21 protein-coding genes are annotated in these 20,669 nt (G+C 72.5%); 11 read left to right on the top strand and 10 right to left on the bottom strand.

All coding sequences use genetic code 11. The features are described 5' to 3' along the window. Positions 1 to 400: 400 nt before the first annotated feature. Both FS793_RS13545 and FS793_RS13540 read right to left on the bottom strand, forming a co-directional pair. Positions 401 to 1,582, bottom strand: coding sequence for an amidohydrolase (locus tag FS793_RS13545; RefSeq protein WP_144721194.1), 1,182 nt, complete (start codon positions 1,580 to 1,582; stop codon positions 401 to 403). Continuing rightward, complete coding sequence (locus tag FS793_RS13540) at positions 1,579 to 2,745, bottom strand: aminotransferase-like domain-containing protein (RefSeq protein WP_144721192.1); 1,167 nt, start codon at positions 2,743 to 2,745, stop codon at positions 1,579 to 1,581. Before FS793_RS13540 ends, FS793_RS13545 begins: the two co-directional genes overlap by 4 nt. Before the next feature lie 130 nt (positions 2,746 to 2,875). Here FS793_RS13540 and FS793_RS13535 point away from each other — a divergent pair, with 130 nt between their 5' ends. Together FS793_RS13535 and FS793_RS13530 are read left to right on the top strand one after the other, a co-directional pair. Next, positions 2,876 to 4,069, top strand: a complete 1,194-nt coding sequence (locus tag FS793_RS13535; RefSeq protein ID WP_144721190.1) for an MFS transporter — start codon at positions 2,876 to 2,878, stop codon at positions 4,067 to 4,069. A gap of 116 nt (positions 4,070 to 4,185) precedes the next feature. Beyond that, positions 4,186 to 4,737, top strand: coding sequence for an Lrp/AsnC family transcriptional regulator (locus FS793_RS13530; RefSeq protein ID WP_144721188.1), 552 nt, complete (start codon positions 4,186 to 4,188; stop codon positions 4,735 to 4,737). Positions 4,738 to 4,824: 87 nt separating this feature from the next. Here FS793_RS13530 and FS793_RS13525 read toward each other — a convergent pair whose 3' ends face one another. After that, a complete protein-coding gene (locus FS793_RS13525) occupies positions 4,825 to 5,742 on the bottom strand; it encodes an amidohydrolase family protein (RefSeq protein WP_186329527.1) in 918 nt (305 codons plus the stop codon). 172 nt (positions 5,743 to 5,914) lie between these two features. Between FS793_RS13525 and FS793_RS13520 the strand changes: the two genes are divergently transcribed. Genes FS793_RS13520 through FS793_RS13495 form a run of 6 tightly spaced genes read left to right on the top strand, consistent with a single transcriptional unit; the run spans position 5,915 to position 11,348 of the window. Further along, entirely contained in the window at positions 5,915 to 6,841 is a 927-nt protein-coding gene (locus FS793_RS13520) for a transporter substrate-binding domain-containing protein (RefSeq protein WP_144721184.1), read from the top strand. Between the two features lie 26 nt (positions 6,842 to 6,867). Then, a complete protein-coding gene (locus tag FS793_RS13515) occupies positions 6,868 to 7,818 on the top strand; it encodes an amino acid ABC transporter permease (RefSeq protein WP_144721182.1) in 951 nt (316 codons plus the stop codon). Continuing rightward, a complete protein-coding gene (locus FS793_RS13510) occupies positions 7,815 to 8,594 on the top strand; it encodes an amino acid ABC transporter ATP-binding protein (protein ID WP_144721179.1) in 780 nt (259 codons plus the stop codon). The genes FS793_RS13515 and FS793_RS13510 overlap by 4 nt, the downstream gene beginning before the upstream one ends. Continuing rightward, positions 8,591 to 9,304 (top strand): RraA family protein, encoded by a 714-nt coding sequence (locus FS793_RS13505; protein ID WP_144721177.1) that lies wholly within the window; start codon positions 8,591 to 8,593, stop codon positions 9,302 to 9,304. The genes FS793_RS13510 and FS793_RS13505 overlap by 4 nt, the downstream gene beginning before the upstream one ends. Continuing rightward, positions 9,301 to 10,035 carry an HpcH/HpaI aldolase family protein gene (locus FS793_RS13500; protein WP_144721175.1) on the top strand — a complete coding sequence of 245 codons (735 nt, stop codon included), beginning with the start codon at positions 9,301 to 9,303 and terminating at the stop codon, positions 10,033 to 10,035. The genes FS793_RS13505 and FS793_RS13500 overlap by 4 nt, the downstream gene beginning before the upstream one ends. Continuing rightward, the gene (locus FS793_RS13495; RefSeq protein ID WP_144721173.1) at positions 10,032 to 11,348 is read left to right on the top strand and encodes a M20/M25/M40 family metallo-hydrolase; all 1,317 of its coding nucleotides are present in this window, start codon (positions 10,032 to 10,034) and stop codon (positions 11,346 to 11,348) included. Before FS793_RS13500 ends, FS793_RS13495 begins: the two co-directional genes overlap by 4 nt. A 126-nt stretch (positions 11,349 to 11,474) precedes the next feature. Here the strand turns inward: FS793_RS13495 and FS793_RS13490 are convergent, their stop codons facing one another. Continuing rightward, positions 11,475 to 11,765, bottom strand: coding sequence for a chorismate mutase (locus FS793_RS13490; protein ID WP_144721171.1), 291 nt, complete (start codon positions 11,763 to 11,765; stop codon positions 11,475 to 11,477). A 154-nt stretch (positions 11,766 to 11,919) separates the two neighbouring features. Here FS793_RS13490 and FS793_RS13485 point away from each other — a divergent pair, with 154 nt between their 5' ends. Next, positions 11,920 to 13,269, top strand: a complete 1,350-nt coding sequence (locus FS793_RS13485) for a hypothetical protein (protein WP_186329526.1) — start codon at positions 11,920 to 11,922, stop codon at positions 13,267 to 13,269. A 43-nt stretch (positions 13,270 to 13,312) separates the two neighbouring features. Here FS793_RS13485 and FS793_RS13480 read toward each other — a convergent pair whose 3' ends face one another. The 5 genes from FS793_RS13480 to FS793_RS13460 form a co-directional block, all read right to left on the bottom strand. Next, positions 13,313 to 13,918 carry a GNAT family N-acetyltransferase gene (locus FS793_RS13480; protein WP_144721167.1) on the bottom strand — a complete coding sequence of 202 codons (606 nt, stop codon included), beginning with the start codon at positions 13,916 to 13,918 and terminating at the stop codon, positions 13,313 to 13,315. 61 nt (positions 13,919 to 13,979) lie between these two features. Next, positions 13,980 to 14,741, bottom strand: a complete 762-nt coding sequence (locus FS793_RS13475; protein ID WP_144721165.1) for an ABC transporter permease — start codon at positions 14,739 to 14,741, stop codon at positions 13,980 to 13,982. Beyond that, a complete protein-coding gene (locus tag FS793_RS13470; protein WP_144721163.1) occupies positions 14,738 to 15,541 on the bottom strand; it encodes an ABC transporter ATP-binding protein in 804 nt (267 codons plus the stop codon). Before FS793_RS13470 ends, FS793_RS13475 begins: the two co-directional genes overlap by 4 nt. Next, entirely contained in the window at positions 15,538 to 15,909 is a 372-nt protein-coding gene (locus FS793_RS13465) for a DUF1048 domain-containing protein (protein WP_144721161.1), read from the bottom strand. The genes FS793_RS13470 and FS793_RS13465 overlap by 4 nt, the downstream gene beginning before the upstream one ends. Beyond that, entirely contained in the window at positions 15,906 to 16,265 is a 360-nt protein-coding gene (locus tag FS793_RS13460; RefSeq protein WP_144721159.1) for a PadR family transcriptional regulator, read from the bottom strand. The genes FS793_RS13465 and FS793_RS13460 overlap by 4 nt, the downstream gene beginning before the upstream one ends. A 366-nt stretch (positions 16,266 to 16,631) precedes the next feature. Between FS793_RS13460 and FS793_RS13455 the strand changes: the two genes are divergently transcribed. Both FS793_RS13455 and FS793_RS13450 read left to right on the top strand, forming a co-directional pair. Continuing rightward, complete coding sequence (locus FS793_RS13455) at positions 16,632 to 17,156, top strand: adenine phosphoribosyltransferase (protein WP_144721157.1); 525 nt, start codon at positions 16,632 to 16,634, stop codon at positions 17,154 to 17,156. A gap of 78 nt (positions 17,157 to 17,234) precedes the next feature. After that, positions 17,235 to 19,250, top strand: coding sequence for a S9 family peptidase (locus FS793_RS13450; RefSeq protein ID WP_144721155.1), 2,016 nt, complete (start codon positions 17,235 to 17,237; stop codon positions 19,248 to 19,250). A 116-nt stretch (positions 19,251 to 19,366) separates the two neighbouring features. On the opposite strand, the gene FS793_RS13445 is transcribed toward FS793_RS13450, so the two are convergent. Beyond that, on the bottom strand, positions 19,367 to 20,596 hold the full coding sequence (locus FS793_RS13445) for an MFS transporter (protein ID WP_144721153.1): 1,230 nt from the start codon (positions 20,594 to 20,596) through the stop codon (positions 19,367 to 19,369). Positions 20,597 to 20,669 lie beyond the last annotated feature (73 nt).

Here is a 20,669-nt window from a genome sequence, read left to right as displayed (position 1 = left end):
GTCGGCCTGCTGGTCGGCGTCGCGCAGATCACGGCCGTCCCCGCCGAGTAAGGCACGCGGAACGACCGAAGGCCCGTCGCACACCACTGGTGCGGCGGGCCTTCGCCATGCCCGGACCCGCACACGCAGCGCCGCCCGCGGGATGCGCGGGCGGCGCTGCCTGGCCGGCCCGGGCGGCGGAGGGTTCGCCGGCGCCGCTGCTCCCGGCGCGCGATGACGTCGCTGCTCCCCGCCTGCCGGGTCGGTGGCGTGCGGGGCGGGCGCTCGCGGGGCGACGCGGCTCAGTCGTAGCCGCGGATGATGATGGATGCCGTCGCCGGCCCGAGCGGCACGGCCGGTGCCGGCGGCAGGCTGCGCGGAGCCGGCTCGGTCGCGCCGATGGGTGCCGACTCCGCAGCCATCACGCGGCCTCGGACTCGACGGCTGCGACGGCCGGCGCGAACGACCGCGCGTACACGGTCTCGGCCGTGCGCCACGCGACGAGCTCGGCGATGCGGATCGCCTCGGCGACGGGCCATTCGTGCACCTCCACGTACTCCGAGAGGATGCGCGCCATCGAGTCGCGCCACAGGCGGGCGCCGATCAGGACGAGCTCGGGCAGACCCCACGCATCCGACGAGAACAGCACCTTGCCGAACGGCGCGAGGTCGAGCGTCTCGCGCACGACCACGTCGGCGTTCGCGCCGAGGTAGTTGATCGAGAGCCCCGCGTCGAGGTAGACGTGCGGGTACAGGTGGGCGAGGTAGCCGGCCTGGCGCGCGTAGGGGTAGCAGTGCAGGAAGACGATGCGGCCGCCCGTGTGCTCCGTCGCGGCGCACAGCGCCTGCATGCCGGCGGGGTCGGCACCGTCGAGGCGCAGGTTCGGGCCGCCGAAGCCCGCGTGCACCTGCACGGTGTCGCCGCGCTCGAGCGCCCACCAGATGAGGTGGCGCACGATCGTCGGATCCTCGAGGCGCGAGGGGGCGCCAGGCGCGCCGAGGGCGAACCACGCGTCGGCGGCGGCGAGCACCTCGTCGTCGGTGGGCTTGGCGCCGTCGAGGTCGAGGCCGCATCGGTAGGCGGCGACGGTCTTCCAGCCGAGGGCGCGCTCGGCCTCGCGCTCGAGGACCTCCTGCAGCGACGACAGGAAGTCGGCGCCCGACGTCGCGTCGGCCATCACCGCCTCCGCCGTGGTCTCGAGTCGCACGATCGGCGCCCAGTCGGCGGCGCCGAGCGACGCCATCCGCTCCTCGGGCAGCAGCTGCTCGGGCATGTAGCCGCCGTCGATCAGGTAGTGCGAGATGCCGGACGCGCGCAGCAGGCGCGAGGTCGCCTCGTCGAAGCCGAGCTCGCGGCGGGCAGCGAGGTACGCCTCGGTGTCGGCGAAGGGCTCGAGGCCGAGCACGGGTGCGCAGTGGCGGCGCACGGCGAAGCCGATCTGCGTGTCGAGCGCGGTCTCGCGCGACCAGTGGCGGTCGGCCTCGGTGAGCGCGTCGAGCAGGTCGGACTCGTCGAGCGGGTCGGTGAGCAGCGAGTGCACGTGGTGGTCGACGAGCGGCAGCGCCTCGATGGCGGCGACGATCTCGGGGTGGACGGTGGTCATGCGAGCTCCCTGCGAAGGTGGTGGCCGAGTCGGGTGATGCCGGCGACGATGTCATCGGCGGTGACGTTGGAGAAGTTGATGCGGGCGTGGTTCGGGTGCCCGCCGCCGGCGAAGAACGTCGTGCCGGGCACGTACGCGACCTTCGCATCGGGCAGCGCGACCTCGGCCATGAAGCGTGCGGAGTCGAACCCGTCGGGGAAGGTCAGCCACGTGAAGAGGCCACCCTCGGGGCTCGTGCGGGCGACGGACGCCGGGAACGCCTCGTCGATCGTCCCGAGCATGAGGTCGCGCTTCGCTCGGTACGCGTCGCGCAGGCGGTCGACGTGCGCGTCGAGGTCGAAGCCGGCGATGAACGAGGCGGTGGCGTGCATCGCGAGCGTGCCCGACTGGGTGTCGGCGGCGAGCTTCAGCAGGCCGAGGCGCTCGCGCAGCTCCGGGGATGCGGCGAGCCACCCCAGGCGCATGCCGGGGGCGAGGATCTTCGAGAACGACGAGAGGTGGATGACGCGGCCCTCGGTGTCGAGGCTCTTGAGCGTGGGCACGGGCTCGCCGTCGAAGCGCAGCTCGCGGTACGGGCTGTCCTCGAGCACGACGATGTCGTGCTCGTTGGCGAGCTCGACGAGGCGGCGGCGGCGCTCGAGGCTCATGGTGACGCCCGTGGGGTTGTGGAAGTCGGGCACCGTGTAGAGCATGCGCACGCCGGGGTTGGCGGCGAGCACCTCGGCGAGGTGGTCGGTGTCCATGCCGTGCTCGTCGAGGCGAACGGTCGCATACGTCGGCTCGAGCGGCGCGAAGGCGATGAGGGCGCCGAGGAACGTGGGGTCCTCGACGATCACGGTGTCGCCGGGGTCGACGAGCAGCTTGGCGACGAGGTCGAGCCCCTGCTGCCCGCCGGAGAGGATGAGCACGTCATCGGCGTCCATGGGGGTGCCCTGCGCCGTCATGCGCTCGGCGATCGCCTCGCGCAGCGCGGGCAGGCCGTCGGAGGTCGTGTACTGCAGCGAGGCGGCTCGCTCGGGCTGCAGCAGGGCGTCGAACACGCTGCGCAGGTCGTCGAGCGGGAAGAGCCGCTGGTCGGGGTAGCCGCCGCCGAAGGAGATGAGCGCGGGGTCGGCGCCGTGCTTGAGCAGCTCGCGGATGGCGGACGGGCGCACTCGATCCATGCGACGGGCGTAGGACAGGGGCATGACGGGCCTTTCGATGTACTGCTCTGCTTGGACGCTACCTTAGGATCTAAGGTGCAACTCATTCCAAAGTTACAGTTGTGAGAACTCTCACGAGATCGGCCTGACGATGACCATCACCACCGGCACGCGCACGGGCACGGCATGGCAGGCGGTGATCGTCGCCGCGTCGTTCGCGATGCTGCTGGCGGGCACGAATGCCATCAATCCGCTGCTGCCCGTCTACCGCGACCTGCTCGGGCTCGACCCGTTGCTGATCTCGCTGACCTTCGTCTGCTACGTCGGCGTGCTCGTGGTCGTGCTGCTCGTGCTCGCGCGACCCACGCTCACGCGGTTCGCCGCTCCCCTGCTCGTCGCGGCCCTCGCGGTCGCGATCGGCTCCGACGTGCTGCTCGCGATCGCGCAGGAGTGGTCGGTGCTCGCCGGCCGCGCCGTCGCGGGCATCGCAGGCGGCATGGGCACGGGTGCCGCCGCGGCCCTGGTCGTCGCCGCGATCGGCGCGCGCGGCCGCGCGATCTCGGCGACCGGCAACCTCGTCGGCGCCGTCGTGGGCGCCGGCGGCTCGCAGCTCGTCGTGTCGTTCGCCGAGGCCGGCTCGCCGCAGCTCGTGGCGCTCGGCCACGCGAGCGTCCTCGCGATCCTGCTCGTCGCCGCGTCGATCGTGCTGCGAGCGCGGCGCGACGCGAACCGCGCCGCGCTCGTCGGCATCCGCGGCGGCAGGGCGAGCATCCGGCTCGACCGGCGCGTCGTGCGGATGCTCGCGAGCGGCTCGGTCGGCTGGATCGGCGTGAGCGTGGGCATCGTGTTCGGCGCGACGATCTTCGCCGAGCTCGAGCAGCCGGTCGCTCGCGCGCTCGGACCCGTGCTCATGCTCGCGGCGAGCGCTGCGGCGCAGCTCGCGAGCCCCATGATCGCGCGGGTCGCGCCGTGGGCGTCCGGCCTCCTCGTGCAGGCGGCGGGTGCGCTCGGCGTCGCCGCGGGCGCGCTGTGGTCGGCGACGCCCGTCGTGCTCGCGGGCTACGCGCTCCTCGGCGTCGGCATCGGCATCTCGTACCGCGCGGGCCTGGTGGCGCTCACGCGCGGCGCGACGCCGGCGCAGCAGGGCGCGCTGTCGTCGCTCTACGCCGCCGTCACGTACGCCGCCGCGGCCGTCGCCGTGCTGCTCGTCGGCGGCATCGGCAACCTGTCGGGCGTCGTGCCCGCCGCCATCGGGGCGTTCGCCCTCGTGGGCGTCGCGAGCCTCGCCACCGCGCTCGTCGCGCCCCGCCTGCGCGACACCGCCGAGCCGCGCCGCGCATCCTGAACCCGCCACGCCGCCTTCGCGTGATACCTTGCACGACCGATCGACCTTCGAAACGAAGGTCGCGCCCGACCAGCACCGTCGCATGCGCAGCAGCGCGACCGAGGGGACAGAGACCCATGGCCGACGAGACCACCGACACCCCGCTGCGCAGCTTCGCCGAGCGCGTCCGCCCCGCAGCCCCCGAGGTGCCGCTCGACGCGATCGACGTGCAGCTGCTCATGGAGCTCGCGAAGGATGCACGCGTGCCGCAGCGCGCGCTCGCCGACGTGCTGGGCATGTCGTCGCCCGCCGTCGCCGACCGCATCGCCCGGCTGAAGGCCAAGGGCGTCATCCGTGGCTTCAGCGTCGACATCGACTGGGAGGCGCTCGGGCACTCGACCGTCGCGTACCTGTCGATCAAGGCTGCGGTCGGATTCGACCAGAGCCGGGTGTTCGAGACCCTCATGGGCCTGCGTGGCGTCGAGGAGATCAACGTCGTCACCGGCGCCAACGACATGGTCGTGAAGATCCGCGCCCACGGCTTCGACGACCTGCGCCAGATCCTCGCCAACGACGTGTGGTCGATCGGCGGCGTGCAGCAGACCGAGACGTCGATCGTGCTCGTGCGCGCCGAGCCCGACGACGTCGACGCCCGCATGCTGCGGGCGCTGCTGCCGAAGGACGCGTAGCCCGCGAGGCGGTCGGCCCACGCGCCGTCGAGCAGGAGGCGACGAAGACCCCGGCGTGCTGCGCCAGAGCCTTCGTCGCGTCGAGCGTCAGAGGCCGAGGCGGTAGAGCCGGTTCGCGGTGCCGAAGAGGACGGCACGCTGCTCGTCGACCGTGCGCTCGTCGAGGATGGTGCGGTAGGCCTCGAGGTAGCGGGCGTACGGCCAGCCCACGAGCGTGCCGACGGGGAAGTCGCTGCCCCACAGCACGCGGTCGGCGCCGAGCTCGGCCACGATCGGCGCCACGAAGGGACGCATGGCGTCGACGGACTTCTCCTCGGGGTACGCCGCGGCCGCCGAGAGCTTCACGAGCACGTTGGGCGCCTGCGCCATCGTGGCGATGGAGGCTCGCCAGCGAGCCACGCCCTCGGCGTCCTGCTCGATGGGGCTCCCGATGTGGTTCACGACGATCGGCAGGTCCGGCAGGTCGCGCGCGAGGGCGAGCACGTCGTCGGCCTGGTACGGGTAGAGCAGCAGCTCGAGATGCAGGTCGAGCTCGACGAGCAGCTCGACGCTGCGACGCCATGCCGCCTCGCGCAGGATGCCGTCGCGCGGCGCCATGCGACGGTCGGGGTGCGGCGTCCACGCCACGACCTGGCGGATGCCGCGCATCCGCTCGTACGACGCCTGCTCGCGCAGCACGTCCTCGGTCGCGTCGCCGCCGAAGGCCGCCGCGCCCACGTAGCGCGACGCGAACGCGCCACCGTCGAGCGTCTCGAGCCACCGCGTCTCCTCGATGGGCGAGCGACTCGCATCCCACAACGCCTCGACGTGCACGGACGCGGCGACCTGCGTGCCCTCGACGTCGGCGCGGTAGTGCTCGAGCACGTAGTCCTTGCCCTTGAGGCGGTCGAGCCTGCCCTTGGGCCCGAAGTCGCCTGCGGGCCGCAGCCAGGGGTGGCGATCCATGGACAGGTCCCACAGGTGCGTGTGGGCGTCGATGACGGGGCCGTCGTAGCGAGCGGTCACGATTCCTCCTGTGATCGGTTCCGGGTAACAATCTAAGGTTACGGTCGTCAAAAAACTCACAAGATGAGGTTGATGGCACATCGTTGTTACACGAACGAAACAACGACTCGCCTACAGTGAGCCGTGCGCGCTCCCCACGCGCACCGCATCCGCACCAGAAGGAGGTGGCCAGATGGCCACTCGCAGCACCATCGCCCGCACGGCCGTCGCCGCCGCGGCGCTGCTCTCGATCGTCGGCGTCGCCGGCTGCTCGACCGCGTCGAGCGCGCCCGAGGAGTCGGCGGCAGCATCCGAGTCCGACATCCCCATGCCCGAGTTCAGCCAGGACCTGCAGGACCTCTTCCCCGAGGACGTCGTCGAGTCGGGCGTCATCCGCGCCGCCTCGATCAACCTGCCGCCCTACTCGTACAAGGACGAGGACGGCACGACCGACATCGGCCTGAACTGGGACACGATCGCCGCCATCGAGGCCGCGACCGGCCTCGAGGTCGAGCTCGAGATCGCCCCGTCGATCGGCGACATCTTCACGGGCTTCCAGTCCGACCGCTACGACGTCAACATCTCGCCGCTCTCCGACATCCCCGCGACGCAGGCGAACTACGACTTCGCCGTGTGGATCGCCGAGTACGTCGTCTTCATCCAGCCCGAGACGGCTGAGGACGTCGTCGACTCGCTCGACGCCGCGTGCGGCCACACCATCGCCACCCTGCAGGGCGGCACGGCGCAGACGGTGCTCGAGAACCAGCAGGCGAGCTGCGACGAGCCCATCGACATCGCGCTCTTCAGCGACCAGGACTCGGCGATCCTCGCCGTCTCCTCGGGCCGCGCCGACGCCGCGTTCTCGTCGCAGATCCCGCTCACGTACTACGCGCAGCAGAACGACTCGCTCGTGATCTCGGGCGCCAACTCGACGGACAACGGCTTCCCGCCGTTCTGGGTCGGCGCATCCGCCCCCACGGGCGACCCGATCGTGCCCGCCATGCTCGCCACGTTCGAGGCGCTCCAGGAGGCCGGCACGTACGACGCGATCCTCGCCAAGTACGGCATCGAGGAGAACGCGATGGACGAGTTCGGCTTCAACCTGGCCGAAGAGTCCTGAACAGCAGGGAAGAGGAGGGACCGACCATGACCACGACGACCCCCGTCGACGTCTCGACCGCGAGGCGCCGCGCGCGCCCCGGGCAATGGATCGCCACGATCGTGGTGGGAGCGGCTGCCGCAGGCGTGCTGTGGATCTTCGCGACCAACCCCACCGTCGACTGGGCCGTGATCGGTCGGTACCTCTTCTTCCCCGCCATCCTCAAGGGCCTCTGGGTCACCATCTACCTCACGGTGGGTGCCATGGCCATCGGCATCGTGCTCGGCGTGCTGCTCGCCGCCGGCCGCCTGTCGCCGAACCCGCTCATCCGCGGCGTCTCCAACGCCTACGTGTGGTTCTTCCGCGGCACCCCCACGCTCGTGCAGCTGATCTTCTGGTACAACATCGCGATCTTCCTGCCGCGCGTCGAGCTGGGCCTCCCCGGCCTCGACCCGTTCCTCAGCGCCAACACGAACGACCTCATCAGCCCGATCATCGCCGCGCTGCTGGGCCTCGGCCTCAACGAAGCCGCCTACATGGGCGAGGTCGTGCGCGGCGGCCTGCTCGCCGTGCCGCACGGGCAGACGGAGGCTGCCCAGTCGGTCGGCCTCTCGACCCGCAAGACCTTCACGCAGATCGTCCTCCCTCAGGCGATGCGCGCGATCGTGCCACCGACGGGCAACCAGATCATCATCATGCTCAAGGGCACGTCGCTCGTGTCCGTCATGGCCGTCGCCGACGTCTTCTACACGGCGCAGGGCATCTACCAGACCAACGGCCAGGTCATCCCGCTGCTCATCGTCGCGAGCATCTGGTACCTCGCCTGCACGACCGTCCTCTACTTCGTGCAGGGCAGGCTCGAGCGCCGCTTCGGCCGAGGGTTCGAGCGCCGCTCGATCGGCAAGGGCAAGGGCTCGAAGCCCAGGACCGCGCCCGTACCCGTCGCAGCGGCACCCGCCGCCGTGACGACCGAGACCACGGAAGGAGCCGCGCGATGACCGCCACCACGCCCCTGCTCACCGCGAGCCACGTCTCGAAGCACTTCGGGCACAACCTCGTGCTCGACGACGTCTCGCTCGACGTCGCCCGCGGCGAGACCGTCGTGCTCATCGGCCCCTCGGGTGCAGGCAAGTCGACCCTCCTGCGCACGCTCAACATGCTCGAGACCATCGACTCCGGGTCGATCACCCTCGACGGCGAGCTCATGGGCTTCGAGGAGGTCGGGGGCCGACTCCTGCACCGCTCGAAGCAGGACGTGACCCGCCAGCGCGCCCGCCTCGGCATGGTCTTCCAGCAGTTCAACCTCTTCCCGCACATGACGGCGCTCGAGAACGTCGCCCACGCGCCCGTGCACGTGCGCGGGATGAAGACGAAGGCGGCGCGTGCCGCCGCGACCGCGCTGCTCGAGCGCGTCGGCCTCGCCGACCGCGCAGGGCACTACCCCTCCGAGCTCTCCGGCGGGCAGCAGCAGCGCGTCGCCATCGCACGCGCGCTCGCCATCCAGCCCGAGGTGCTGCTCTTCGACGAGCCCACGTCGGCGCTCGACCCCGAGCTCGTCGAGGACGTGCTCCACGTCATGCGCGAGCTCAGCGAGCAGGGCCAGACGATGATCATCGTCACGCACGAGATGGGCTTCGCTCGGGACGTCGCCGACCGCGTCGTGTTCATGACCGAGGGTGCCGTGCGCGAGGTCGGCACGCCCGAGCAGATCTTCCGCGACAGCGAGAACGTGCGCCTGCGCGCGTTCCTGTCGAGCGTCGGCGCCCGCGCATGAGCGTCGCCCCCGACGTGCGCATCCTGCCGGCGCCGCCGGTCGACGCCGCGCTGCTCGAGACCCTGCGCGGGCTCGACCTGCCGACGTTCGGCCACATCCTCGAGGACGGCTTCGCGCGCGGCATCCACCGGATCGCCGGCGGGGAGACGCTCACGGTGGGCCGCGTCGTCACCGTGAAGCTCGTCGTCACCGACTCGCGACTCGTGCACTACATGACCTCCCTCGTGCAGCCCGGCGACTTCGTCGTCGTCGACAACGGCCACAACACGACGCACGCCTCCGTCGGCGGCGGCGTCGCCGGTGCCCTCGCAGCACGGGGAGCCGTCGGCGTCGCCGTCGAGGGCACCGTCACCGACGTCGTCGAGCTGCGCGAGAGCGGCATGGTCGTGCTCGGCCGCGGCCTCGCCCCCTTCACCACCCGCACGCAGCCCGACCGGCCCGTGCAGGGCGGCATCAACGTGCCCGTGACGATCGGCGGCGCCAGTGTGCGCGCCGGCATGATCGCGATGGCCGACGAGAACGGCGTGCTCTTCGCAGAGCCCGACATGCTCGCCGGCCTCGTGGATCGGGTGCGCAGCATGATGGCGTGGGAGCCGCCCGCCATGGCCCGCGTGCGCGCGGGCGAGACGACCCTCGCCGAGCTCATCCTCCCGCCCGAGGACCTCGCCGCACTCGACGCGCTCGCGAGCGCAGGACGGACCGCAGCATGACCACCCCGAAGTTCGCAGCCTGGTTCTCGACCCCGAACGTCGCCGGCATCGAGATCGTCGCCCGCGCCGGGTACGACACCGTCATCTTCGACGTGGAGCACGGCAGCTTCGACCTCGCCGACCTCAACCGCACCATCCCGTTCGTCAAGGCGCTGGGCATGACGATGCTCGTGAAGGTCGGCGCCCCCGAGCGCTCCCCCATCCAGCAGGCGCTCGACTTCGGCGCCGACGGCGTGATCATCCCCCACATCCTGGGCGTCGCCCAGGCCGCCGAGGTCTGCGGGCTCGCGAAGCTGCCGCCGCTCGGCGACCGCTCGCTCGCCGGCGGCCGCACGATGGACTACATCGGCTTCGACGCCGAGTGGGCGCCGAGGCACAACCGCGAGACGCTGTGCCTGCCGATGATCGAGGACCCCGCGGCGCTCGACGACGTCGAGGCCATCCTCGCGCTCGACGTCGTCGACGGCGTCTTCGTCGGACCGGGCGACCTCTTCGCACGCCGCGGCGGTGGCGGCTACGTGTTCGACGACGTCGCGGATGCGTCGCTGCGCGCCATCGCTCGCGCCGCCCGCGCGGCCGGCAAGCCGTGGATGATGCCCGCCTGGAGCGAGACCGAGCAGCGCCTCGCGATCGAGGAGGGCGCCCACACGATCGGCGTGCTGCAGGAGTTCACGGCGCTGCGGCTCGCGTTCTCGGGGGCGCTCGCCTCTGCGAAGGCGCTCGCGTCGTGACCGCCCCCGCTCAGCCCGCCGACTCGGAGCTCAGCGACGTCGCGCGCATCCTCCGCGACCTCATCCGCATCGACACGTCGAACCACGGCGGCGCGCTGACGCGCCCCGAGGAGCCGGCCGCCGACTACGTGCAGGCGATCCTCGACGAGCTCGGCATCCCGTCGACGCGCTACGAGCGCGAGCCCGGCCGCACGAACCTCGTCGCGCGCTGGGCGGGCGTCGACCCGACGCTGCCGGCGCTCATGCTGCACGCGCACCTCGACGTCGTGCCCGCCGACCCCACGACATGGACGCATCCGCCGTTCGCGGGCGTGATCGACGACGGCATGCTGTGGGGCCGCGGCGCCATCGACATGAAGGACTTCGCGGCGATGATGCTCGCCGCCGTGCGCCGTCTCGTCGCCGAGGGCTTCCAGCCGCAGCGCGACGTCGTGCTGACGTTCTTCGCCGACGAGGAGGGCGGCACCGAGCTCGGCTCCGAGTGGATGGCCGTCGCGCATCCCGAGGCGTTCGCGGGCGTCGACACCGCCATCAGCGAGGGCGGCGGGTACTCGATCACGGTCGACGGCCAGCGCGCGTACCTCATGAACACGGGCGAGAAGGGCGCGTACTGGCTCGAGCTCACGGCCCGCGGCATCTCGGGCCACGGCTCGCTGCCCGCGATCGACAACCCGACGCTGCGCATCGCCGAGGCGGTGCGCGCCATCGGCGCCATCGAGTGGCCGCTCGTCATGACCGACACGACCGCGACGCTGCTCGAGCGGCTGCGCGAGATCGCGGGGCTGCCCGCATCCGCGACGCCCGAGCAGCTCGCGCTCGTCGCCGGCCCATCCGCCACCCGCATCCGCGCCGGGCTGCGCGACGTCTCCAACGTGACGAGGATCGCCGCCGGGTACAAGGAGAACGTCGTGCCCGAGACGGCCACCGCCATCGTCGACCTGCGGTTCATCCCCGGCCGCGAGGATGCGGCGCTCGCCCATGTGCGCGAGGTCGTCGGCCCGGAGATCGAGGTGCGCGTGCTCATGCAGCTCGACGCCTTCGAGACGCCGTTCGAGGGTCGCGTCGCCGAGCAGGTGCAGGCGATCATCGCCGACGTCGACCCCGGTGCCGTCGTGCTGCCGCATCTCATCCCCGGCGGCACCGACGCCAAGCCGCTGCGCCGCATCGGCATCCGCGGCTACGGCTTCATCCCGCTGCGCCTGCCCGCCGACTTCGCGTTCCCGCGCATGTTCCACGGCGTCGACGAGCGCGTGCCGCTCGACGCGCTCGACTTCGGCGAGGACGTCGTGCGCCGCCTGCTCGCGCAGCAGTAGGACCCGCCCCGTCCGCGTCCTGCAGGGCGATCCCGGGTCCTCGAGCGAGATGCTGGCTGCCTCGACGGCCGGGATCGCCTGCGAGACGCAGCCGGGTCGACTCGGGCGGACGGCGCCGCGGCCGCCTCAGGCCTGGCCGGCCGCGTGCTGCTCGTGGTGGTGGATGACCTCGGCGATCACGAAGTTCAGGAACTTCTCCGCGAACGCCGGGTCGAGGCCCGACTCCTCCGCGAGCCGCCGCAGGCGTGCGATCTGCCGCTGCTCGCGCGCAGGATCGGAGGCCGGCATCCCCTCGGTCGCCTTCAGCGCACCCACGGCCTGCGTGAGCTTGAAGCGCTCGGCGAGGGTGTGGATGAGGATGGCGTCGACGTTGTCGATGCTGCTGCGGTATCGGTCGAGCTCGTCGTGTGCGGACACCCTCCCAGCCTACGGCCGCCCGCCGAGCGCATCCGAGCGCGCCACCCTGTCAGCGACCCGCGCGCCCTCGACGGGTGAACGTTCGGTGACGGGTCGCCGTCGAGTCGATGCAGCGGGCCTCGATCCGCAGGTCGCGCACCTACCGTGGCGAGCGATGGCGACGATCGAGCGAACGACCACCCGCGGCGCGACCCTGGCCGAGCGGGCGCAGGCGCGCGCGCTGCGGCACACGAGGCAGATCGCCACGCTCGCCCCGCGCTGGCGCGAGGCACGCACCGTCTGGATCGCCTTCGGCATCCTGCAGGGCGCCACGATCGTCGTGCTCGCGGGCCACATGCTCGCCGGCGACACCCTCGGCGACCTGCCGCTGTACCGCGAGTGGGCGATGGACGCGTTCGAGGGCCGCGGCATCGTCGGCATCGACGAGGAGTGGGTGTACCCGCTGCTCGCGTGGCTGCCGATCGGGTTCGCGAACCTCGCGTCGGCACCCGCGTACCTCGCGATGTGGATCGCGATGATCGGTGCGCTCGACGCGCTCGCGCTGCGCTCGCTGCTCGCATCCGGATCCACACGCGCGATCATCGCCGGCTGGGCATGGCTCGGCATGCTGCTGGCGCTGGCACCCGTCGCGCTCCTGCGCCTCGAGGGCGTCACGGCGCCGCTCGTCATCGTCGCGATCGCCCTGCTCGCGAGGCGACCGTGGGTCGCGGGGGCGCTGCTCGCCGTCGCCACCTGGATCAAGGTGTGGCCCGCAGCGCTCATCGGCGGCGCGCTCGTCGTGCTGCACGAGCGGATGCGCATCCTGCAGGCAGGGCTCGTCGTGACGGCGGGCGTCGTCGTGGTGGCGATCGCGCTCGGCAACGCGGGCCTGCTCGGCTCGTTCGCGATGATGCAGGACGACCGCAACCTGCAGCTCGAGGCGCCGCTCGCGACGCCGTGGGTGTGGATGGCGATGCTCGACGTGCGCGACGCGGCCGTCTTCCAGAACGTCGCCCTCGCGACGCGCGAGGTCGTGGGCCCGCTCGACGGGCTCGCGAAGGAGGCGTCGACGCCGCTCATGCTGCTCGCGACGATCGCGGCGCTCGTGCTCGCGCAGGTCGCCGTGCGTCGCGGCGCGGACCGCCACGAGACGCTGCTGACGGCGGCGCTCGTCGTCACGGTGGCGATGTTCGCGTGCAACCGCGTCGGCTCGCCGCAGTACATGCTGTGGATCCTGCCCGTCGCCGTCGCCGCCCTCGCGACCGTCGATGGCGTCGCGCAGCGCTGGTGGCGTCGGATGACGGCGGTGCTGCTGTCGACGGGGCTGCTGACGACGATCATCTTCCCCATCGCCTACATGGCGCTCGTCGACCTGCAGGCGTGGGCGGTCGTGCTGCTCACGATCCGCAACGTGCTGCTGATCGTGGTGCTCGCCGCCGCCGCGCGCCGCATGGTCGTGCTGGCCATCGGCCGCTCGACGCTGGATGCGGTGCGCGCGTCGCGGGCGGGCGGGCTGCCGGGCTGAGGCCTCCTCTCGCCTGGTCGAGGAGCGCGACAGGGGGCGAGGGCTACGGCCGCCGCGCCGTGCGCACCCGCTCCACGAGGCCATCGCGCACCGCGGGCCACTCCTCGACGAGGATCGAGTGCACCGCGACGTCGCGCCACGTGCCCTCCGCGTCCTGCCGCATCCGTCGCAGCACCCCCTCGAACGTCGCACCGAGCCGCACGATCGCGGCACGCGAGCGCTCGTTGGCCGCATCCGCCTGGATGCGCACGCGGCCGAACCCGTGCGCGAACGCGTGGCCGAGCACGAGCAGCTTCGCCTCGGGGTTCACGGCCGTGCCCCACACGTCGGGGGCGTAGGCGGTCCAGCCGACGTGCGCCTGCTCGGTGGCCTCGTCGAGGTCCGACAGCGACGTCGTGCCGACGAGCCGACCGTCGCTGCGGAGTCGGATCGCGAACGGCCGCGCGTGCCACGGGTACGTGCGTTCGGCCCACGCGATCCAGCCCGCGTCCGACGCGTCGAGCGCCGCCGGGCCGCCGCAGTAGCCTGCCGCGAACACCTCCGGCACGCCGATGGCGTCGCGCAGCTCGAGCAGCACGTCGTGCGTGAGCGGCTCGAGGCGGATGAGGTCGCCCTCGAGCGTCGCGGGGTCGGGGATGCGTGCGGTCACGGGTCCATCCCAGCACGCGGATGCCGGGCCACGCGTCCACGCGCGGCCCGGCATCCGACGCTCAGCGCACCCGGCGTCGGTAGAGCATCGTCGCGACGGCCGTCGCGACCAGCAGGATGCCCACCATCCACGCCAGCGCGATCCACAGCGCGCCGCCGACCGCATCCCCGGCGAGCAGCGCCCGGATGGAGTCGACGATCGAGGTCACCGGCTGGTGCTCGGCGAACCAGCGCACGGGGCCGGGCATCGACTCGGTCGGCACGAACGCCGACGACACGAACGGCAGGAAGATCAGCGGGTACGAGAACGCGCTCGCCCCGTCGACCGTCTTCGCCGACAGCCCCGCGATGACCGCGACCCACGTGAGCGCGAGCGTGAACAGCACGAGGATGCCCACGACGGCGAGCCACGCTCCGAGGCCCGCCGACGATCGGAAGCCCATGAGCAGCGCGGCGCCGACGACGACCGCGAGCGACACGAGGTTCGCGACGATCGACGTGAGCACGTGCGCCCACAGCACCGACGAGCGCGCGATGGGCATCGACTGGAACCGCTCGACGATGCCGCCCTGCAGATCGAGGAACAGGCGATACGCCGTGTACGCGATGCCCGACGCGACCGTGATGAGCAGGATGCCGGGCAGCAGGTAGTCGACGTACGACGCATCGCCGACGTCGATGGCTCCGCCGAAGACGAACGTGAACAGCAGCAGGAACGCGATCGGCATGACCGCGGTCGTGACGATGGTGTCGGGGCTGCGCAGGATGTGGCGCAGCGAGCGGCCGGTGAGGGTCGCGGTGTCGGCGACGGCGTGGGTGGTCATCGGTCGACCTCCTTGGGTGCGGATGCTTCGTCCGGCGAGGCCCCGTCAGCGCCGACGACGGCGAGGAAGACCTCCTCGAGCGAGGGCTGCCGCTCGACCGTCTCGACGGTCGCCTGCGGCAGCAGCGCACGCAGCTCGTCGAGCGTGCCGTCCTGCACGATGACGCCGCGGTGCAGGATCGCGATGCGGTCGGCGAGCTGCTCGGCCTCCTCGAGGTGCTGCGTCGTGAGCAGCACGGTCGTGCCGGCGCCGGCGAGCTCACGCACGGCATCCCACACCTCGATGCGGGCCTGCGGGTCGAGCCCGGTCGTCGGCTCGTCGAGCACGACGACGCGCGGATCGCCGACGAGGCTCATCGCGATGTCGAGTCGACGACGCATGCCGCCCGAGTAGGTGGCAGCGCGTCGGCCGCCGGCGTCGGTGAGCGAGAAGCGCGCGAGCAGCCGATCGGCGATGCCGTTCGGGTCGGGCAGGTGCCGCAGGCGCGCCACGAGCGCGAGGTTCTCGCGGCCCGTGAGCACCTCGTCGACCGCCGCGAACTGGCCCGTGAGGCTCAACGACTCGCGCACGCGCTGGGCGTCGCCGCGCACGTCGTGGCCGGCGACGGATGCGGCACCCGCATCCGCCCGCAGCAACGTGGCGAGGATGCGCACGAGCGTGGTCTTGCCCGCGCCGTTCGAGCCGAGCAGCGCCACGATCGAGCCGGGCGCGACGTCGAGGTCGACGCCGCGCAGCACGGCGAGGTCCCGGAAGGACTTCTCGATGCCGCGGACGGAGATCGCGGGGGTGAGCGCGGTCATGCGCGACCTCCTGCGTCGTCGATCGCCTCGGCGATCGTGGTGGCGAGGCGCGTGCGCTCCTTCTGGATCCACGAGCCCTGCGGGTAGTTGGCGAGGTGCGCCTCGGCGAAGTCGACGGGGTCGTCGCCGACGACGTCGCGCACGGGGATGCCGTCGGCGAGACCCTGCTCGAGCAGGGTCGCGAGGTCGTCGAGCATGCGCAGCATCTGCTCGCTGTCGCTGCCGGCACCGAGGTTCAGCAGGTAGCGCTCGAGGGCGAGGCCCGTCGTTCGGTACGGCTCGGCGAGGCCCTTCACGCGGGCGCGGTACTCGCGGTACTGGCGCTTGTGGCCGAGGTCGCCGACGAGCTTCTCGAAGAGGTTGGTCATGGTCGCTCCTGGATGGTCGTGGTGGTGCCGGCGGCGTCGTCGCGGAGGCCGGCGAGGCGGGTGGCGAGGAGGTCGTAGGTGGCCCAGAACTCCTCGAGGGCGGTGCGGCCTGCCGCGTTGAGCGCGTAGACCTTGCGGGGCGGGCCCTTCTCGCTGGGCACCTTGGCGACGTCGACGAGGCCGCGCTGCTCGATGCGGGTCAGCAGGGCGTAGATCGTGCCCTCGGCGATGTCGGCGAAGCCGCGCTCGCGCAGCTCGGCGGTGATCTCGTACCCGTAGGCGGATCGTCGGCCGAGGATCGCGAGCACGATGCCCTCGAGGATGCCCTTGAGCATCTCGGTCACCTGCTTGGGCATCGGGCGTCTCCTTCGGTACTCAGTGACGTTGACTACCGGTACATAGTGACACTGGATAGTGGATGGCGCAAGAGGCGATCGGATCCGGTCGCCTTCCCGGCCCGCTCTCCCCCAGCCCGTCGACGAGGCCGCAGCCGCCTCCCTGGCCCGCTCTCCCCAGCTGGTCGAGGAGGCCGCAGCCGAAGGCTGCAGCCGTCACGAGACCACACGACGTGCCCGCCCGACGGGACCACGCGCACGGCTGAGCAGGTGCCGCGGTCGCGTGGTCTCGTGACGCGTGCTCGCTGCGCTCGCGCGCTCCTCGACCAGCAGGTGGGCGGACGCCTCGAACCTGCAGGCCACACCACCACCCATACCCTGGGAGCCGTGCCGCATCCCTCCGCCGACGCCCTCGCCCGCGCCGAGGCGCGCATCGCGCTCACGCCCGACTTCCCGAAGCCGGGCATCCTCTTCCGCGACATCGCGCCGATGCTCGCCGACGCCGACGCGCTCGCCGCCGTCACCGCCGCGCTCGCGGCGCCGTTCGACGGCGACTTCGACCTCGTCGCCGGCGTCGAGGCGCGCGGGTTCCTGCTCGCGGGCACGGTCGCCGCGATCGCGCGCACGGGCCTGCTGCCGATCCGCAAGGCGGGCAAGACGCCGCATCCCACGGCATCCGTCGACTACGCCCTCGAGTACGACGTCGCGACGATCGAGGCCTCCGGCGACCTCACGGGGCGCCGCGTGCTGCTGGTCGACGACGTGCTCGCGACCGGCGGCACGCTCGTTGCGGCGATCGAGCTCGTCGAGCGCCTCGGCGGCACCGTCGCGGGCGTCGCGGTGATCCTCGAGCTCGTCGACCTCGGCGGCCGCGCCCGCGTCCCCACCGCGCACGCCGTCTTCACCACCTGACGGAGTCGAGGGTCTCGGCCCGATGCGAGATCGCATCGAGCCGAGACCCTCGACGCGCTGGGGAGATAGCGTCGACGGATGGCTGAGACGCGCTTCGAGGACTGGACCGACATCGAGGGGCTGCTGCGCATCCCGCGCATCGCGGGGCTCGCGGCCGGACCCGACGGGCGGCTCGTGGCGCAGATCCAGCAGGCCACCGACGACCTCTCGCGCACGCCCTCGGCGCTCTGGGAGCTCGACGCGACGGGCGGCGCCTTCCCCAGGCGGCTGACGTGGTCGGCGAAGGGCGAGTCCGCTCCGCGATTCGGACCCGACGGCTCGCTGCTCTTCGCATCCGCCCGCCCCGACCCCACGGGCGAGCACGATGACGACGGCCCCGCCATCTGGCGCCTGCCCGTGCACGGCGAGGCGCACGTCGTCGCATCCGCGCCGGGCGGGCTCACCCTCGTCGCCGTCGCCGACGACGGATCGATGCTCGCGACGACGCAGGTGCTCGCGGGCGGCTCGCTCGCCGACGACGCCGAGCGCCGCGACGCTCGCGCCGCCGCCAAGCGCACCACGATCTGGCACACCGGCATGCCCATCCGGTACTGGGACCACGAGCTCGGCGACCAGTCGACGCGGCTCGTGCACGTGTCGTACGACGGCGAGCTGCGCGAGCTCACGTCCGGCGCCGACACCGTGGCGCTCACGAACGCCTCCGCCGACCTCGCCCGCGACGGCGCCACCGCCGTCACGACCTGGACGACGCGCACGACCGGCGGCGAGACCCGCACGGGCATCGCCGCGATCGACGTGCGCACGCGGCGGCGGCGGATGCTGCTGAAGCCGACGGCCGGGCACGGGTGGTCGGGGCCGCGACTCTCGCCCGACGGCAGTCGCGTCGCCGTGACGCGCGTCACGACCTCGACGCCCACCGACACGTCGTACGACTTCCTCGAGCTGCACCCGCTCGGCGGCGGCGGCCCCGTGGCGGTCGACGTCGGCGATCTCACGATCGGCTCGTACGCGTGGGTCGACGACGCGCGCCTCGTGGTGACGGGCGACCTGCACTCGCGCGGCGCCGTGCTGCTCGTGGATGCGGCGACGGGCTCGGTGCGCACCCTCGTCGACGACGCCCCGCACTCGGCGCTCGCACCGTCGCGCGACGGAAGCGCCGTGTTCGCCCTGCGCTCGGACACGACCTCGCCGCCCGCGCCCGTGCGCATCCCGCTCGCCGGTCGCGGCCGCGTCGAGGCTGCGCCCATCCCCGCACCCGGCGGCGTCGGCGCCCTGCCGGGCCGCGTCGAGTGGGTCGAGACCGACGTCGACGGCGTGACGGTCGGCGGCTGGCTGTGCACGCCGGCATCGGCGTCCACGAAGGCGCCCGCGCCGGTGATGCTATGGATCCACGGCGGCCCGCACGGCTCGTACAACGCGTGGAGCTGGCGCTGGAACCCCTGGCTCGCCGTCGCCCGAGGCTGGGCCGTGCTGCTGCCCGACCCCGCGATGTCGACCGGCTACGGGCACGCCGGCCTCAACCGCGGCTGGCCCCGCCGCCCCGACGTCGTCTGGCACGAGTGCGAGAGGCTGCTCGACCGCGTGCTGACCCGGCGCACGCTCGACGCATCCCGCACGGCGCTGCTCGGCGCATCCTTCGGCGGATTCATGACGAACTGGATCGCCGGGCACTCCGATCGCTTCGGCGCGATCGTGACGCACGCGGGCCTCTGGGCGCTCGACCAGCAGCACGCGACGACGGATGCCGCGGCGCACAAGGTGCGCGTGCACGGCCACCCCGACGACCTGCCCGAGTGGTACCGCGCGTACTCGCCGCACCACTCGGCGGCGGCGATCACGACGCCGATGCTCGTGACGCACGGCAACCGCGACTACCGCGTGCCGGTGAGCGAGGCGCTGCGGCTGTGGTGGGATCTCGTGTCGGGGTGGCGGGGCACGCCGGCCTCGATGCCGCATCGGTTCCTGCAGCTCACCGACGAGCATCACTGGGTGCTGCGCCCGTCGAACGCCATCACCTGGAACGAGACGGTGCTCGCCTTCTGCGCGCAGCACGTGCTCGGCGCGGACCCGATCCCCGACGCTCTCCCCTGGTGACCCCGAGTGCTTGCGAGGTTCTCGGCCGCTTGTGACCTCGCAAGTGGCCGAGAACCTCAAAGGTTCGCAGCATCGAGGGCTTCGGCCCGATGTGATGTCGATTCGGGCCGAAGCCCTCACCGTCGCGGGCGGAGGGCGATCGCGAGGGATGCGGTCAGGAAGAGCAGCGCCGCGACGGCGAGCATCGGCAGGATGCCCGTCGCGACCGCGACGGCGCCCGCGATCGGCGCGACGACCACGATGACGGCGCGGTTCGCGGCGCGCATCGTCATGTTGACGCGCGCCTGCGCCTCGTCGGGCGTGCGCGTCTGCCGATAGGCCATCTCGTGCGAGTTCGACGCGCCCATCGCGAGGCCGTGCAGCAGCTGCCCGGCGCCGAGCAGCACGGTCGCGAGCACGGGCGACGCCGCCACGAGCACGGCCGCGGCCATCACGAGCACCGCGAGCGTCGACAGCGCGTGACACGCGGCGACCGTCGGCAGCGCACCCAGGCGGCGCCCGACCCATCCCGTGACCGACGCGCCCACGACGGCGCCGACGCCCGCGGCGGCGAGCACGAGGCCGAACGCGCCCGCGTCGAGCCCCAGCGTCGTGAGGGCGAACGGCGCCACGAGCACGCCGAGCGTCGCATTGGCCGCGAACCACACGTGCGTCGCGACGGCGAGCCGCGTCAGCGCGGTGCCGTGGTAGACGAGACGGATGCCCTCTCCCACGTCGGCGAGGATGCCGCGCACCGAGCGCCGACCGGCTGGCTCGGGCTCGTCGACGCGGATGCGCGCGACCGCGAGCGCCGCGAAGGCGGAGGCGACCGCATCCACGAGCACCGCGAACGGCGCTCCGACGAGTCGCACGACGAGGCCGCCGAGCGCGGGCCCGCCCGACTGGGCCACGGCATCCGCCGTGTCGATGCGCGCGTGCGCCGACTGCAGCACCGGGCCCGACACGAGCCGCGGCAGGAAGGCCATCGAGGCGGCGTCGTTCACGACCGTCGCGACGCCGTAGGCGATGACGACGACGAGCAGCGTCGGCAGCGTGAGCGCGTCGAGCAGCCACAGCGCCGGGATCGCGACGAGCAGCAGCGCACGCAGGGCGTCGCTCCACACCATGACGGGCTTGCGGCGCATGCGGTCGACGAGCGCGCCCACGAGCAGCCCCACGACGAGGTATGGCAGCCAGCGCGCGGCGCTCAGCAGCCCCGTGTCGGCGGAGTCGCCGCCGAGCGTGACGACGACGATCGTCTGCAGCGCGAGCAGCGTGACGTACGTGCCGACGCTCGAGGCCGACTCGGCCGCGAGCAGCCAGCGGAACGAGCGGGGCAGCCGCGCGCGCTCATCCTCCGCTGCCATGCGCTAATCCAACCCGATGGGGGCAGTCAGCGTTGAGGGTCTCGGCCCGATGTGACCTCGCATCGGGCCGAAG

It is taken from the genome of Agrococcus jejuensis (assembly GCF_007679035.1).
In the GTDB taxonomy this organism is placed as follows: Bacteria; Actinomycetota; Actinomycetes; order Actinomycetales; family Microbacteriaceae; genus Agrococcus; species Agrococcus jejuensis_A.
Note: the sequence above shows the minus strand (reverse complement) of the source record. Positions and strands in the feature narration are given on the sequence as shown.